Origin of the sequence: Aeromonas allosaccharophila (assembly GCF_016026615.1) — a bacterium.
Taxonomy (GTDB): Bacteria; Pseudomonadota; Gammaproteobacteria; order Enterobacterales; family Aeromonadaceae; genus Aeromonas; species Aeromonas allosaccharophila.
The window spans coordinates 1,297,823-1,312,069 of sequence record NZ_CP065745.1; the positions used below are offsets into that span (position 1 = coordinate 1,297,823).

At 61.0% G+C, this 14,247-nt stretch carries 11 protein-coding genes; 5 read left to right on the plus strand and 6 right to left on the minus strand.

All coding sequences use genetic code 11. From position 1 onward, the window contains the following. Window positions 1–121: 121 nt before the first annotated feature. Window positions 122–1,006 carry a cytidine deaminase gene (gene cdd / locus I6G90_RS05705; protein WP_197930179.1) on the plus strand — a complete coding sequence of 295 codons (885 nt, stop codon included), beginning with the start codon at window positions 122–124 and terminating at the stop codon, window positions 1,004–1,006. Window positions 1,007–1,140: 134 nt separating this feature from the next. Here cdd and I6G90_RS05710 read toward each other — a convergent pair whose 3' ends face one another. After that, the gene (locus I6G90_RS05710; protein ID WP_197930181.1) at window positions 1,141–2,526 is read right to left on the minus strand and encodes a tryptophanase; all 1,386 of its coding nucleotides are present in this window, start codon (window positions 2,524–2,526) and stop codon (window positions 1,141–1,143) included. Window positions 2,527–2,997: 471 nt separating this feature from the next. Between I6G90_RS05710 and I6G90_RS05715 the strand changes: the two genes are divergently transcribed. The 4 genes from I6G90_RS05715 to asd all read left to right on the plus strand — a co-directional run bounded on the left by I6G90_RS05715 (window position 2,998) and on the right by asd (window position 7,592). Next, complete coding sequence (locus tag I6G90_RS05715) at window positions 2,998–3,162, plus strand: DUF2256 domain-containing protein (RefSeq protein WP_197930183.1); 165 nt, start codon at window positions 2,998–3,000, stop codon at window positions 3,160–3,162. Then, window positions 3,162–4,682, plus strand: coding sequence for a cryptochrome/photolyase family protein (locus tag I6G90_RS05720; protein WP_197930185.1), 1,521 nt, complete (start codon window positions 3,162–3,164; stop codon window positions 4,680–4,682). The genes I6G90_RS05715 and I6G90_RS05720 overlap by 1 nt, the downstream gene beginning before the upstream one ends. Window positions 4,683–4,881: 199 nt before the next feature. After that, complete coding sequence (locus I6G90_RS05725) at window positions 4,882–6,159, plus strand: D-amino acid dehydrogenase (RefSeq protein WP_197930187.1); 1,278 nt, start codon at window positions 4,882–4,884, stop codon at window positions 6,157–6,159. A 320-nt stretch (window positions 6,160–6,479) separates the two neighbouring features. Continuing rightward, window positions 6,480–7,592, plus strand: a complete 1,113-nt coding sequence (asd, locus tag I6G90_RS05730) for an aspartate-semialdehyde dehydrogenase (protein ID WP_197930189.1) — start codon at window positions 6,480–6,482, stop codon at window positions 7,590–7,592. Window positions 7,593–7,693: 101 nt separating this feature from the next. Here the strand turns inward: asd and fdhD are convergent, their stop codons facing one another. The 5 genes from fdhD to fdhF form a co-directional block, all read right to left on the minus strand. Next, complete coding sequence (gene fdhD / locus I6G90_RS05735; RefSeq protein ID WP_232254419.1) at window positions 7,694–8,557, minus strand: formate dehydrogenase accessory sulfurtransferase FdhD; 864 nt, start codon at window positions 8,555–8,557, stop codon at window positions 7,694–7,696. After that, window positions 8,554–10,686 carry a sigma 54-interacting transcriptional regulator gene (locus I6G90_RS05740; RefSeq protein ID WP_197930191.1) on the minus strand — a complete coding sequence of 711 codons (2,133 nt, stop codon included), beginning with the start codon at window positions 10,684–10,686 and terminating at the stop codon, window positions 8,554–8,556. The genes fdhD and I6G90_RS05740 overlap by 4 nt, the downstream gene beginning before the upstream one ends. 468 nt (window positions 10,687–11,154) lie before the next feature. Beyond that, entirely contained in the window at window positions 11,155–11,577 is a 423-nt protein-coding gene (locus I6G90_RS05745; protein ID WP_197930193.1) for a hypothetical protein, read from the minus strand. Beyond that, window positions 11,574–12,008, minus strand: coding sequence for a hypothetical protein (locus I6G90_RS05750; RefSeq protein WP_197930195.1), 435 nt, complete (start codon window positions 12,006–12,008; stop codon window positions 11,574–11,576). The genes I6G90_RS05745 and I6G90_RS05750 overlap by 4 nt, the downstream gene beginning before the upstream one ends. An 81-nt stretch (window positions 12,009–12,089) precedes the next feature. Continuing rightward, window positions 12,090–14,234, minus strand: coding sequence for a formate dehydrogenase subunit alpha (fdhF, locus tag I6G90_RS05755; protein WP_197930197.1), 2,145 nt, complete (start codon window positions 14,232–14,234; stop codon window positions 12,090–12,092). Window positions 14,235–14,247: the final 13 nt, after the last annotated feature.

Genomic DNA, 14,247 nt, shown 5'->3' on the forward strand with positions numbered 1-14,247 from the left:
ACAAGACAAACGTTTCCATTACCATCCCCCTCCGTTTGCCCGTCAGGGCGTGAGCCTGCTCACACATTTACCCGAGCTTGCTCCCTACAATGGCCGCCCAATTGGCCTTTGAGGACACACTATGCATCCCCGTTTTGCCAAGCCATTCGATACCCTCTCTGCCCCGCTCAAAGCAGCCGTGCAGCCCATGCTGGATAGTGCCGACTTCAACGCCCGCTTCACGCCGGAGCAAGTCACCACCCTGAAAGCCGCCACAGGTCTCGATGATCGCGCCCTGCGCCTCGCCCTGTTGCCGCTGGCCGCCGCCTGCTCGGTGGCGCCCATCTCCAAGTTTTATGTCGGTGCCATCGCCTGCGGCCTGAGCGGCAGCTGGTACTTCGGTGCCAACATGGAGTTTGCGGGGCAAGGTCTGTTCCACTCGGTTCACGCCGAGCAGTCCGCCATCTCCAACGCCTGGCTGGGTGGCGAGACCGGGATCTCTGAAATCACCGTCAACTACACCCCCTGCGGTCATTGCCGTCAGTTTATGAACGAGCTGAGCACCGCCAAGATCCTGAAAGTCTCTCTGCCCGATGACCTGAGCGCCCTGCAATCCTTCCTGCCCCACTCGTTTGGCCCGGCGGATCTCGACATCACAGATGCGCTGATGAGCCCGCAGGATCACGCAGAGCTTGAGCTTCAAAGCGAAGACCCGCTGTGGCAAGCCGCGCTGGCCGCCGCCCGTCAAAGCTATGCCCCCTATAGTCAGGGCTATGCCGCGGTGGCACTGCAGTTTGCCGATGGCCGCATCTTCTCGGGCCGCTACGCCGAGAACGCCGCCTTCAACCCCAGCCTGCCGCCGATGCAGATGGCCTGCGCCCATGCGGTGCTTAACGGCGAAGATCTCGCCACCATCCGCCGCGCCGTGCTGCTGGAGAACAAGAACGGCCAGATCAGCCAGCGTGACTCCGCCCAGTCCACCCTCAAGGCGCTGGGCTCCGTCGAGCTGGAGTATCAGGCGGTCTGACCCCAGCTTTACTTCGATAAACGAAAGCCCCCGCACCTTGGTGCGGGGGCTTTTTTACTGGGCCATTTAACCGGGAATCGCCGGTGATCATCACGGCTTGGTACTGTTGATCACCCAGTCTGATCGGTTGCTGATCAAACCGGTTTCAGCCGCGCCGTGAAGTGCCGCAGCAGCGGCGGCTCGTAGTCAAAGGTGAGCCCGCGAATGTCGCTGGCCCGCGCTTTCACCGCGATCAGGCAGTCGGCCACATAGTCCATGTGATCCCGGGTATAGACCCGGCGCGGAATGGTGAGACGCAACAGCTCGAAGTCCGCCGCCTCCTGCTTGCCGGTGGCGGGATCGCGCCCCAGCAACAGGGAGCCTATCTCCACCCCGCGCACGCCCCCTTCCAGATAGAGCTCGCAGGCGAGCGCATGGGCCGGGAACTGCTCGGCCGGAATATGGGGCAGCAGCTTTTTGGCATCGACAAAGACCGCATGGCCGCCGGTGGGAGTCTGGATGGGGATGCCCGCCTCGGCCAGCCGCTCGCCGAGATAAGCCACCTGACTGATGCGGTAGGTGAGATACTCCTCATCCATTCCCTCCCGCAGGCCGATGGCGAGCGCCGCCATGTCCCGCCCCGCAAGGCCGCCATAGGTGACAAACCCCTCCATCGCCACGCAGCGCACCTGTACCGCGCGGAACAGGTCGAGATCTTCCTTGAAACAGCAGAGCCCGCCGATATTGACCAATCCGTCCTTCTTGGCCGACATGGTGAAGATATCCCCCAGCGCGAACATCTGGCGCACTATCTCCTTGATGCTGCTTTTGGCATAAGCAGGGTCCCGCTCCTTGATAAACCAGGCGTTCTCGGCGAAGCGGGCGGCGTCGATCACTACCGGAATATGGTGGTGACGGGCCAGCTCGGAGACCGCCTCCATATTGGCCATGGAGACCGGCTGGCCACCGGCGCTGTTGCAGGTCACCGTGATGATGACCCCGGCTACGTTGTCGGCCCCCAGCGTCTCGATGGTGTCGGTCAGGCGCCCGAGATCAAAATCCCCCTTCCAGGCGTAAGGCGCAGTGGTGTCGAGGGCTTTCGGGGTGAGCAGGTTGATGGCCCGCGCGCCAGCCAACTCCACATGGGCCTTGGTGGTGTCGAAGTGATAGTTGGAGATAAAGACCGGCGCCTTGCCCTTGCAGCGCTTGACCAACTCGGGGAAGAGGATCTGCTCGGCCCCGCGCCCCTGGTGGGTGGGCATCACATGCTGGTAACCAAAAATGTCGCGCACCGTGCGCTCCAGCTCAACGAAGTTGCGACTGCCCGCATAGGCTTCGTCCCCCATCATGATACCGGCCCACTGACGGTCGGACATGGCACCGGTGCCGCTGTCGGTCAGCAGGTCAATATAAACATCTTCGGCCAGCAGCAGGAAGGGGTTCCAGCCAGCGGCCTCGAGTGCGGCACGGCGCTCGGCGCCAGTGGTCTGTTTGATGGGCTCGACCATCTTGATACGAAACGGTTCGGGTATACGACGCATAAAAGACTCCTCACCGGCGCGGGGCCAGTGTGTTTGAAATTGGAATTGGCAAAGAGGCCGGGGCAATCAGGGTCGTCCGGCTGACAAATTCAAACGGCGGGTGCCGCCAATCAGCGGTGAGGGAAGTCGAAGGTGAGAATGGGATCCCGGGTATACCAGTGGGCGAGCAGGCAAGCTGCCCGGGGCGTAGCTGTCATGACTGGCATCACTCCCCTCCATGTCGGTTGTAAACAGTCGGTGGCCAATAAGATCCATTGATGGGTGCTGCCAGCGGGCAGCCTCGCCACGTTAGCGGTAGGTTAATTGGCAAACAAGGGGCGCACCGACGGGCTGTGCGCCCGCTCACAAAGTGCGCACTCACTCGACCCGACGCGATTCTCGATGATCCACGAGGCGCCCCGCTTCGTTAAGCTGTTATCCCGTTGAATTGACCCCGTTCACGCTACCTCGTTGCCCACAGCTGGAAGACCCATGCATCGCAAACCCCATCTGCCCGAAAAAATCTGCCCCGTCTGCCAGCGCCCCTTCAGCTGGCGGCGCAAGTGGGCAAACTGCTGGGAGGACGTACGCTACTGCAGCGAGCGCTGTCGCCACGCTCGTCACAGCAGCCGTCAAGATAATGGGGAACCAGCCTGATGGAGCTGCGCCTTGTTCTCGGCGATCAGCTGAACGCAGGTCACAGCTGGTTTCGCACGCCGGATCCGGCGGTTTGCTACCTGATGGCGGAGCTGCGTCAGGAGACCGACTACTGCCGCCACCATCGCCAGAAGGTGCTGGCCTTCTTTGCCGCCATGCGCGCCTTCGCAGCGGCCCTTGGCAAGGCTGGCCACCGCGTCTGTTACCTGACCCTCGATGAAAGTGCCCGCTGGCCCGACTTGCCCGGCTTGCTGGAGGCCCAGCTCGAAGCACATCAGGCCAGCAGCTTTGCCTGGCAGAGCCCGGACGAGTGGCGCCTCGCCAGCCAGTTGAAAAGCTGGTCGGCGGGCCTTGCCATCCCTGCCACCGAGGTGGAGAGCGAGCATTTTCTCACTCCCCGTGATGGCTGGCAGCGCTATCCCCACAGCCGGATGGAGTTCTTCTACCGCGCCCTGCGCAAACAATACAAAGTTCTACTTGATGAGCGCGGCCAACCCCTTGGCGGACGCTGGAACTTTGATGACGAGAACCGCGCCAAACTGCCGGAACGCCAGCCAATCCCGGCCCCCCTGACCTTTGCCAACGAGGTGAGCGAGATTGACGCCATGCTGACCCGCCACGGGGTCAGCACCATCGGCGAGGCGGATGCCAGCAGACTGCCGTGGCCTATCACCCGGCGCCAGAGTCGCGAGCTGCTGGCCCATTTTCTGGCGCACTGCCTGCCCCACTTTGGCCGCTATCAGGATGCCCTGAGCGAGCGGGGCTGGAGCCTGTTTCACAGCCGCTTGTCGTTTTCCCTCAACAGCAAGATGCTCCATCCGCTTGAGGTGATCCGCGCCGCCGAAGCCCACTGGCAGGCCAATCAGGGCACCATCACCCTGGCGCAGGTGGAGGGCTTTATCCGCCAGATCCTCGGCTGGCGCGAGTTCGTGCGCGCCCTCTATTGGGAGAAGATGCCCGACTATCGGCGCGCCAATTTTCTCGGGGCCAACCGGCCGCTGCCCGGTTTCTTTTGGAATGGAGAAACCAAGATGGCCTGTGTGCGCCACGCCATCGGCCAGTCCCTTGAGCACGGTTACGCCCACCATATCCAGCGGCTGATGGTGACCGGCAACTTTGCCCTGCTGGCGGGGATCGATCCTGACGAAGTGGATGCCTGGTATCTCGGTATCTATGTGGATGCCATCGAGTGGGTCGAGCTGCCCAACACCCGCGGCATGAGCCAGTTTGCCGATGGCGGCCTGATGGGCAGCAAGCCCTACGCCAGCAGTGGCGCTTATCTCGAGCGGATGGGCCACTACTGCAAGGGGTGCCACTATCAGGTCAAAGCCCGCCACGGCGACGGAAGCTGCCCTTTCAACAGCCTCTACTGGCACTTTCTCTGGCGTAACCGGGACAAACTTGGCGGTAATCCCCGCCTCGCCCTGCCCTATGCCAACTGGGATGGCCAACCGGCAGCGCAGCAGCAGGCCATTCTGGCGACGGCGGAGCAGTATTTGATCAAGCTGGAGCAGTTGTAAGCGGGCCATGCCCCCTGACACATGCCCTCTGAAAACAGCGCAGCGATTTACGCTGGCAATCAGGCTCACCATCGCACCAAACACCAGCCTGTAACCGGCAAGCAGACGGAGATCCCAATCCTGCGCAGAGCGGTTGAATATCCTGTGGCGGCTGATTATGGTGGTGGCCACATCAGGAGATCAGTCAAGGAAAGACGATATGGAGATAGTGGTTCTCGGTGGCGGCGTGATTGGGGTAACCAGCGCCTGGTATCTGGCCAAAGCGGGTCACAAGGTGACCCTGCTGGAGCGACAAGATGGCGTTGCCCTTGAAACCAGCCATGCCAACGCCGGGCAGATATCCCCGGGCTATGCGGCCCCCTGGGCGGCCCCCGGCATTCCCCTCAAGGCCGCCAAGTGGATGCTGCAAAAGCATGCTCCCTTCACCGTGCGCCCCACTGCCGACCCTTTCCAGCTTCGCTGGATGCTCAGAATGCTCGCCAACTGCACCCCGACCGCCTATGCCACCAACAAGGGGCGCATGGTGCGTCTGGCCGAATACAGCCGCGACTGCATGAAGCTGCTGCGTGACGAGCTGAACATCGATTACGAAGGGCGCCAGCTCGGCACCCTGCAGCTGTTTCGCAGCCAGTCCCAGCTCGATGCCAGTCAGCGCGATATCGAGGTGCTTGAGGAGTATGGCGTGCCCTACCAGTCGCTGGATGCCAGCGGCTGCGAAGCGGCAGAGCCTGCGCTGGCGCGGGTACGCGGCAAAATCGTCGGCGGCCTGCGTCTGCCCGGCGACGAGACCGGCGACTGCTTCCGCTTCACCAAGGCCCTTGCCCTTGAAGCCGAGAAGCTCGGGGTCAAGTTCGTCTTTAACTGCGATATCGACGAGATTGAGCAGGGCCGTGGTCGTGATAGTGGCCGTGCCGTGGCGGTGCGGGCGGGCGAGCAGCGCTATCGCGCCGATGCCATCGTCTGTGCGCTTGGCAGTTATGCCACCGGTTTTTTGCGGCCGCTGCTGCGCCCGATCGGGCTGGAGCTGCCTGTCTATCCGGTCAAGGGCTACTCCCTCACCCTGCCGATGATCAACGCCGAGGCCGCACCGCGCAGTACCGTGCTCGACGAAACCTACAAGGTGGCCATCACCCGTTTTGACGAGCGGATCCGGGTCGGCGGCATGGCGGAGCTGTCGGGCTACAACCTCGCCCTCAACCCCAGACGCCACGACACTCTGGCGATGGTGGTCGGCGATCTCTTCCCCGAAGGGGGCGATATCAGCAAGGCTGAGTTCTGGACCGGCCTGCGCCCCATGACGCCGGACGGCACCCCGCTGGTGGGGCCGAGCCCCATTCCCGGTCTCTGGCTCAACACCGGCCACGGCACATTGGGCTGGACCATGGCGGCCGGTTCGGGTCAGCTGTTGTGCGATCTTATCAGCGGCAGCGAGCCCGCCATCAGCGATGAGGGGCTGACTCTGGCCCGTTACGGCTAAGCGCCCACGCTGTCGGGCTGTTTCAACCGCTTTATTGACAGGCCACCGCCATAACCGGTGGCCTTTTCGTCTGATGTTGACCTTCTCCCTCCCCGTCTACCTGAGCGGTGCTCTGGCTGCCGGTTAATGCAGCAAACGGCACAGAATATTGCGCAATTCGACTTGCGCAAGCCGCCACAATCCGTAATGTGGATAGACGCATTTTTCGCAGCGCATATTTTTTAAATGGCCTGTAAACCGCTTGTAAAACAGGCATCGCCAGACAAGGGGTTACGGGTGTCACCGCGAGTTTCTTTAGCAGCAATCCAGGGTAGGACAATATGAAAAAAGTAGGTTTGGTCGGTTGGCGTGGCATGGTGGGATCGGTTCTGATGAGCCGGATGCAGGAAGAGCAGGATTTCGCCCATATTCAACCCACATTCTTCACCACCTCCCAGGCCGGTGAGGCCGCGCCCAACTTCGGTGTCGATGCCAGTACTCTGCAAGACGCCTTCGATATCGAGGCACTGGCCAAGCAGGATATCATCATCACCGCCCAAGGCGGCGACTACACCAAGGATGTCTATCCACGCCTGAAAGCCGCTGGCTGGCAGGGTTACTGGATTGACGCCGCCTCCTCCCTGCGAATGGAAAAAGACGCCGTCATCATTCTGGATCCGGTCAACGGCGACGTCATCGAGCAGGCCCTGAACGATGGCATCAAGACCTTCGTTGGCGGCAACTGCACCGTCAGCCTGATGCTGCTTGCCCTCGGCGGCCTGTTCAAGGCCGATCTGGTGGAGTGGGTCAGCGTCGCCACCTATCAGGCAGCCTCCGGTGGCGGTGCCCGCCATATGCGCGAGCTGGTCACCCAGATGGGGATGCTGCGTGACGAAGTGGCGGTCGAGCTGGCAGACCCCGCCTCCGCCATCCTCGACATCGAGCGCAAGATCACCGAGAAGACCCGCTCCGGCACCCTGCCGGTGGACAACTTCGGCGTGCCGCTGGCCGGTGGCCTTATCCCCTGGATCGACACCAAGCTCGACAACGGCCAGAGCCGTGAAGAGTGGAAAGGTCAGGCCGAGACCAACAAGATTTTGGGTATCGAGAACGCCGTCATTCCGGTGGATGGTTTGTGCGTGCGGATCGGCGCCCTGCGCTGCCACAGCCAGGCCTTTACCATCAAGCTGAAAAAGGATGTGCCGCTGGCGGAGATCGAAGCCCTGCTGGCCGCCCACAACGACTGGGTGAAAGTGATCCCCAACGATCGCGACATCACCGCCCGCGAGCTGACTCCGGCGGCCGTCACCGGCACCCTCAGCATTCCGGTTGGCCGTCTGCGCAAACTCAATATGGGCCCCGAGTATCTGGCTGCCTTTACCGTGGGTGACCAGCTGCTGTGGGGCGCCGCCGAGCCGCTGCGCCGCATGCTGCGTATTCTGCTGGCGCGCTAATCCGCCACAGCAGCAGAAACAACAAGGGCGGGGAGTCACACTCCCCGCCCTTTTTCATTGCCTGTTTTTATGAGCCGTTTAGCGGACTCTCACTCTTGCTGTCACTTAAGCAGAATGCGCTGGCAACCGCTGTAGATCTCGGCCCGACCGGGACGGCAAAAACCCACCAGCGTCAGCCCGGTCTGCTCGGCCCGCTCGACCGCAAGCTCGGTGGCAGCAGAGATGGCGAGCAGGATCTCCACCCCGGCGCTGGCGCACTTTTGCACCATCTCGAAGCTGGCGCGGCTGGTCACCAGAATGGCGCCGTCACGGCGGCCAGTGCGGCACAGATGGCCCACCAGCTTGTCCAGCGCGATATGCCGCCCCACATCTTCGCGAATGGCGAGAATATTGCCCGCACTATCCAGATGCACCGCGGCATGGGTGGCACCGGTGCGCTGGCCCAATAGCTGGAGCGGACGCAGCGCGCTCAGCACCTTGTCGATATGGCCCACGTCCAGACGCTGGCTGTCGGGCAGCACTGGCTGGGTGCGGATCACCTGATCCAGACTCTCGCTGCCGCAGATGCCGCAACCGGTGCGGCCCGCCATGGTGCGCCGCTTCTCTTTGAGGCGATGGACGCAGCGATTGGCGAGGGTGATGTGCAGCTCAATCCCCTGACAGCCGTCAATCTGCTCGATGTCGTGGATATCGAGCAGGCTGTCGATGATCCCCTCCGAGAGCGAAAACCCGATGGCGAAATCCTCGAGATCGGAGGCCGAACACATCATCACGCTGTGGGCGATGCCGTTATAGACCAGCGCCACCGGCGTCTCGGAGGGCAACTCCATCTCGCTGTCGCTGGTTACCGTATCGGCACGGTAGTGCACCACCTCGCGATGGGCGGCGCAGCGAGCCAGTTCACTCTGCTCTCTTTGTTTTCTCTGCTCGCCACGCTCCTCCAGCAGAATTGCGTCGCCCCTCATGGTGCGACCCCGTCAATGATCTCGGGATCCCGGGCCGAGATGCCGAGCCGCTTCATCTTGGAGAGCAGCGTGGTGCGCTTCATGCCAAGGCGTGCCGCGGCCCCCCGGTCACCGGCGACAATGCCATTGCAATCGCGCAGAGCGGCGATGATCGCCTCGCGCTCATCGGTCGGCCCCTCTTCGGCAAAGAGCGGAGAAGCGGGCTCGTCATAGACCAGGGTCTCTATCTTGTGGTAGCCCTTGAGTGGCATCAGCTCGTCCGGCGAGAGGTTGAGCACATGGCCGCGGGTCATCACCACGGCGCGCTCGATGACATTCTCCAGCTCGCGAATATTGCCGTACCACGGCAGCGATACCAGCATCTTCATAGCATCGGCAGGGATCGAGGTGATGGTGCGGCGCATCCGCTTGGCGATCTTCTTGATAAAGAAGTTCACCAGCAGCGGAATGTCCTCGCGCCGCTCCCGCAGCGGCGGCAGCTCGATGGGAAAGACATTGAGGCGGTAGTAGAGGTCGCTTCTAAAGCGCTTGTTCTTGACCATGGAGAGCAAATCGCAGTTGGTGGCGGCCACCAGCCGCACATCCACCGCGATGGGGTTGCTGTTGCCCACCCGCTCCAGCTCGTGCTCCTGCAATACCCGCAAGAGTTTCGGCTGCAGATCCAGCGGCATATCCCCCACTTCGTCGAGGAACAGGGTGCCCTTGTGGGCCCGCTCGAAACGGCCGATCCGCTGGGTCAGGGCGCCGGTAAAGGCCCCCTTCTCGTGGCCAAAGAGATCGCTCTCGATAAGGCCGGTGGGGATGGCGGCGCAGTTCACCTTCACCATCTCGTGGTCGTGGCGGGCACTCAGGGCGTGAATCGCCTGGGCGATCAACTCCTTGCCGGTACCGGTCTCGCCGAGGATCAGCACGGTACTGTCGCTCTCGGCCACCAGCCGCACCTTCTCCAGCACGCTCTCCATCACCGCGCTCTGATAGATGATGTGAGGGAACTCCCCCTGCATCTGCGGCTCGTTGATGCGAATGGTCTTCTCTTTGGCGCCATTGGTGTTGGTGATCTCCTGCTGCGCCTGCACGTTGTTCATGGCAATCGCCGTGCGCGCCGCCACCTGCTCCAGCAGGGAGATATCGATATCGGCAAAGAAGTCGGCATGGGGGTGCGAGAGGATCAACACCCCCAGCAGGTTGCCCCGATAGCGCAGCGGCAAAACGCAGGAGCTGTCCGCCTCGGGCGGCAGGATCTGGGAGGTAAAGCGGCAGCGATTGCTGCAGCCGTTACCGTGCTCGCGATAGACGAAAAACGGCTCGCTGTGACCAAGGGCTCCCTGCAGGCACTTCTTCTCGAAACAGGAGTGATCGATGATGCCCGGCTGATCGCTCTGGTGCTGATTGACCAGATAGCTCTTGAAGCTGTCGGAGGTGGCGTTGTACTCGGCCAGACACAAGCTGCTGATACCGAAGTGGTGCTGCAGGATGGCAAACAGACTCTTGGGCAGCTCGGCGATCCGCACCAGTTTGATCACCGCATTGGTCACATCCACCAGAATTTTGCAGCTGTCGCGCTCAAGGCGCAGGGAGTTGGCCTGCTCCAGGGTGCGCTCCTTGTCGAGCACGTTCTCCAGCGCAATGGCGATAATGGCCGCCAGCTGGGTCAGCTTGGCCAGGGTCTCCATGGTGAAGCTGTCGAGCCGGGTGTTGATAAACTCGACCCCGCCAAGGTGGCTGCGGGCGGTGGTGATGGGGAGCTGGCAGTAGGAGCGCAGCCCCGCGTAGATCCCTTCGCTCTCCAGTGCCGGGCAGCGATTCTCAAAGCGGGCGGCAGCGAGAATGATGGCCTGTTCCGGGGTTTCCTTGGTAGGACGGGGGGAGACGTGCAGCTCTGCCTTGGGGCAGACCAGATGCTTTGGGCCGATCGCGCCCATGAAATAGACGATGGCCTCCTCGTCCGCACCCATATTGAGGATCAGGTTGACCCGGGTCACGCCGCCAAAACAGGCATCGATCTTGTTGAGTTTTTTTATAAAGTCGTCGAGGGTGACTGCCGACAGCAGGGTTTTGGACAGAGAAAGAAAACCGTCATCCCAGATGGGGGAGATTTCGTCCAGAGGAATGGCACTCACATTTAGCATTCTGGCCTCACGTTACCGCTATGCAGGCAAGACATCAGCAAGGACGGGGAGCTCCGTCAGATGTCACAATAAAAAAACGTAGTCCATTAACGTTTAATCATAAAAATCAATACTCATTAAATGGTATCGCACTGAGCGTTGGATCATAAGGTAGCCCTATTTTCAATACAACCATGGGGGCACACACGGGACTCATTACTCCGGGCCGATCCCTGCCACACCTATATTCGCCGATCCACTCAGCGCGGATCCGTTATCGCCAGTGGGTTGTCGTTTTTCAGCACCCTGTTGTCATGCGTTGTCTTGGGCTCGCACAAAACCAACCCGCTGATATTCCGACATGCATGCGCACCCTTCGTCCGAATGCGGGTATTGAGTCTCCCGAACCCGATGACAGCGCCTCTGGCTCACGAGATGCCGTGTCATCCCTGCATCGGGGGGCATATCGGCATCATCGCGTCGATGTGGTCAGCGGCACTCAGTGGCGATGAGCTGTTGCCCTTCGACAAGGCCGGGCTGCCAGACGGCATCGAGCATCAATTTGAGTAGCAGCTCGGGCGGATTATCGAGAAACCGGCCCGTTTCCTGCGGCAAACGGCCATCGGCCCGATACACCTGGCTGGCCTGAACCTGCCCGGTTTCATCGACGATCTGGATGATACCGTTGAGTTCTCCCCGCTCACCTGGCTGACAAGAGAGTCTGAGCTCGCGCGTCTCCCCCAACAGGGTGAACGCCCGGCACAGTGGCGGGGTATCCTCGTAATCGGGCCAGTTGAAGAACTTGTATTGCTTGGCGAGGGTGCCCGCCCGCTGGCAAAACTGGTCAAACAGCAGGGCGATGCCCTGATACTCCAGATCCAGCAGTTGCGCTTGCTCTTCAATACGTTTCATATATTTGACTCCTTACTACCGATTTGTTCGAAAATTGATTTTCCAATATTGCCCGGATGGAACTTGAGTCCACCGAAAATAAAGCCAGCCGATAGCAGCTGAAATGCCATCAATAACCAACTGATATTTTGTGATATGTCTTCCGACACCGCCTGATGAGTCAGATAAACCACCAGAGCAAAAAGGCCCAGCAGCAGGGTATTCACCAGCGTGGTGGAGAGGAAGGCCACGAGCCAGGCCAACTGCACGCTCAGGGTTGCCAGCACGGCGCCCATGGCGATGCGCGCAGCGATAAAACAGCCGAAGAAACCAAAGCCCAGCAGAAATATCAATTCGTCGTACCAGAGGTAACACCCCATCCCCAATGACATTGCCAACAAATAGGCTGAAACATAAAAAATCCCGAACGAGATAGTTAATTCACGGTTCATGGTGGAGACCTGCCAGCTGAAAAAAGGATGAGGGGATCCGGGCCCTGTAAACAGAGCCTGGATCCACTTTATTAACGACGATTACCCTTTGGCAGCGCTGCGCAATTTCGCCTTGAGCGCACTGTATTCAGTCTGGACGTACACTTCCGCCTCAGCCTGACCTTCAATACGCTCAATCTTCACCGCACAGTACTTGTACTCGGGGGTGTAGGAGACTGGATCAAGGTGCTCGATGGTCAGCTCGTTACAGGCCCCGATCCACCACTGGTAGGTCATGTAGACCACCCCGGCGTTGACTCGCTCGTTGTAGTTGGCGCGAGTGATCACCTTGCCGCGTCGTGACGAGATCCACACCAGCGCCTGATCCTTCACCCCGAGCTTTTGCGCATCACTCGGGTGGATCTGCACATAGCCCGGCTCATCGGCCAGGGTTTGCAGCGCCGAGCAGTTGCCGGTCATGGAGCGGCAGGAGTAGTGCCCTACCTCCCGCACCGTGGAGAGCACCAGCGGATATTCCGCACAAGGCTGCTCCAGCGGCGCCCGCCACTCGGAGGCAATCAGCTGACCCTTGCCGCTCGGGGTGGTGAACACGTTCCCCTCGAACAATGTGCTGGTGCCCGGGTGATCCTCGGTCGGGCAGGGCCACTGCACGCTCTTGAGATCGGCCATCTTGTCGTAGCTGACCCCGGTATAGAGCGGGCAGAGGGCGCGCATCTCGTCCCAGATCTGTTGGGTGTCGCGATACTCCATGGGATACCCCATGGCGGTCGCCATCAGCGAGAAGATCGCCCAGTCCGGTTTCACGTTCTCAGGGGGCGTCACCGCCTTGTAGAAGCGCTGGAAGCCGCGATCCGCCGAGCTGTAAACCCCCTCGTGCTCGCCCCAACTGGTGGCGGGCAGAATGACATCCGCCATCTCGGCGGTCTGGGTCATGAAGATATCCTGCACGATCACCAGATCCATTCCGCCCAGGGTGCGACGGAACTGGGCCAGATCGGCCTCGGTTTGCGCCGGATCTTCACCGAAGATGTAGAAGGCCTTGCACTTGCCCTCCTCCACCTTGTGGCCAAGCTCCGTCAACCGGTAGCCGGGTTGCTGGGAAAGAGACGGCACGCCCCACGCCTTGGCGAACTTGACGCTGATCTCGGGGTCGCTCACCGACTGATAACCCGGGAACTGGTGCGGCAGCATCCCCATGTCGCAGGTGCCCTGCACGTTGTTCTGACCGCGCACCGGCCCGCAGCCGGTGCCACGGCGACCGAAGTTGCCGGTCAGCAACGCAATCCCCGCGAGCCCCTTGACCACATCCACCGCCTGACCGTATTGAGTCACCCCCATGCCCCACAGGATCATGGACGCAGGCGACGCGGCATAGGTGCGAATGGCGGCGCGGATATCCGCAGCTTTCAGGCCGGTGATCCCCTCGACATATTCCGGGGTGTATTTGGCGACCGTGGCCTTGAAGGTGTCGAACCCTTCGGTGTAGTTGGCGACAAACTCTTTGTTGTAGAGCCCTTCACTGATCAACACGTTGGCGAAGGCGTTAACCAGCGCCATGTTGGATCCGTTTTTGAGCGGCAGCCACTGATCGGCGATGCGGGCGGTCTCCACCATGCGGGGATCACACACAATCACCTTGGCCCCGTTTGCCTTCGCCTTGAGAATATGGCGGGCGACGATGGGGTGAGAGTCAGCAGCGTTGTAACCAAACACCAGCAGGCACTTGGTCTCTTGAATTTCGGGAATGGCGTTGCTCATGGCGCCGTTGCCTACAGTTGTCTCCAGACCGGAGACTGAGGGTGCGTGTCACACCCTCGCGCAGTGGTCGACGTTGTTCGTCCCCAGCACGGCGCGGGCAAATTTCTGCATTACATAATTGGCTTCGTTACCCGGGCCACGGGCCGAGCCGGTGGTCATGATGGCGTCGGCACCGTATTTCGCCTTGATGGCAGCCAGGCGGCTGCTGGCAAAGTCGATCGCCTCATCCCAGGAGACAGCTTCGAGCTTGCCACCGCGCTCGCGGCGGATCATCGGGCTCTTGAGACGGGGGGTCAGCAGGTTGGTGTCGTTGAGGAAATCCCAACCGTAATAGCCCTTGAGGCAGAGCTGCCCCTCGTTGGTCCGGCCGTTGGCGCCTTCGGCACCCACCACCTTGTCGTTTTCAACCAGCAGGTTGATTTTGCAACCGGTGCCGCAATAGGGGCAGACGGTAATGACTTTTTTCATGACTCACACTCTT

Excerpts from the sequence above, each read along its gene's own strand:
- I6G90_RS05740 (WP_197930191.1), bottom strand. The coding sequence starts at position 10,686 with ATGCTAAATGTGAGTGCCATTCCTCTGGACGAAATCTCCCCCATCTGG.
- I6G90_RS05725 (WP_197930187.1), top strand. The coding sequence starts at position 4,882 with ATGGAGATAGTGGTTCTCGGTGGCGGCGTGATTGGGGTAACCAGCGCC.
- I6G90_RS05710 (WP_197930181.1), bottom strand. The coding sequence starts at position 2,526 with ATGCGTCGTATACCCGAACCGTTTCGTATCAAGATGGTCGAGCCCATC.
- I6G90_RS05745 (WP_197930193.1), bottom strand. The coding sequence starts at position 11,577 with ATGAAACGTATTGAAGAGCAAGCGCAACTGCTGGATCTGGAGTATCAG.
- I6G90_RS05720 (WP_197930185.1), top strand. The coding sequence starts at position 3,162 with ATGGAGCTGCGCCTTGTTCTCGGCGATCAGCTGAACGCAGGTCACAGC.
- fdhD (WP_232254419.1), bottom strand. The coding sequence starts at position 8,557 with ATGAGGGGCGACGCAATTCTGCTGGAGGAGCGTGGCGAGCAGAGAAAA.
- I6G90_RS05750 (WP_197930195.1), bottom strand. The coding sequence starts at position 12,008 with ATGAACCGTGAATTAACTATCTCGTTCGGGATTTTTTATGTTTCAGCC.
- cdd (WP_197930179.1), top strand. The coding sequence starts at position 122 with ATGCATCCCCGTTTTGCCAAGCCATTCGATACCCTCTCTGCCCCGCTC.
- asd (WP_197930189.1), top strand. The coding sequence starts at position 6,480 with ATGAAAAAAGTAGGTTTGGTCGGTTGGCGTGGCATGGTGGGATCGGTT.
- I6G90_RS05715 (WP_197930183.1), top strand. The coding sequence starts at position 2,998 with ATGCATCGCAAACCCCATCTGCCCGAAAAAATCTGCCCCGTCTGCCAG.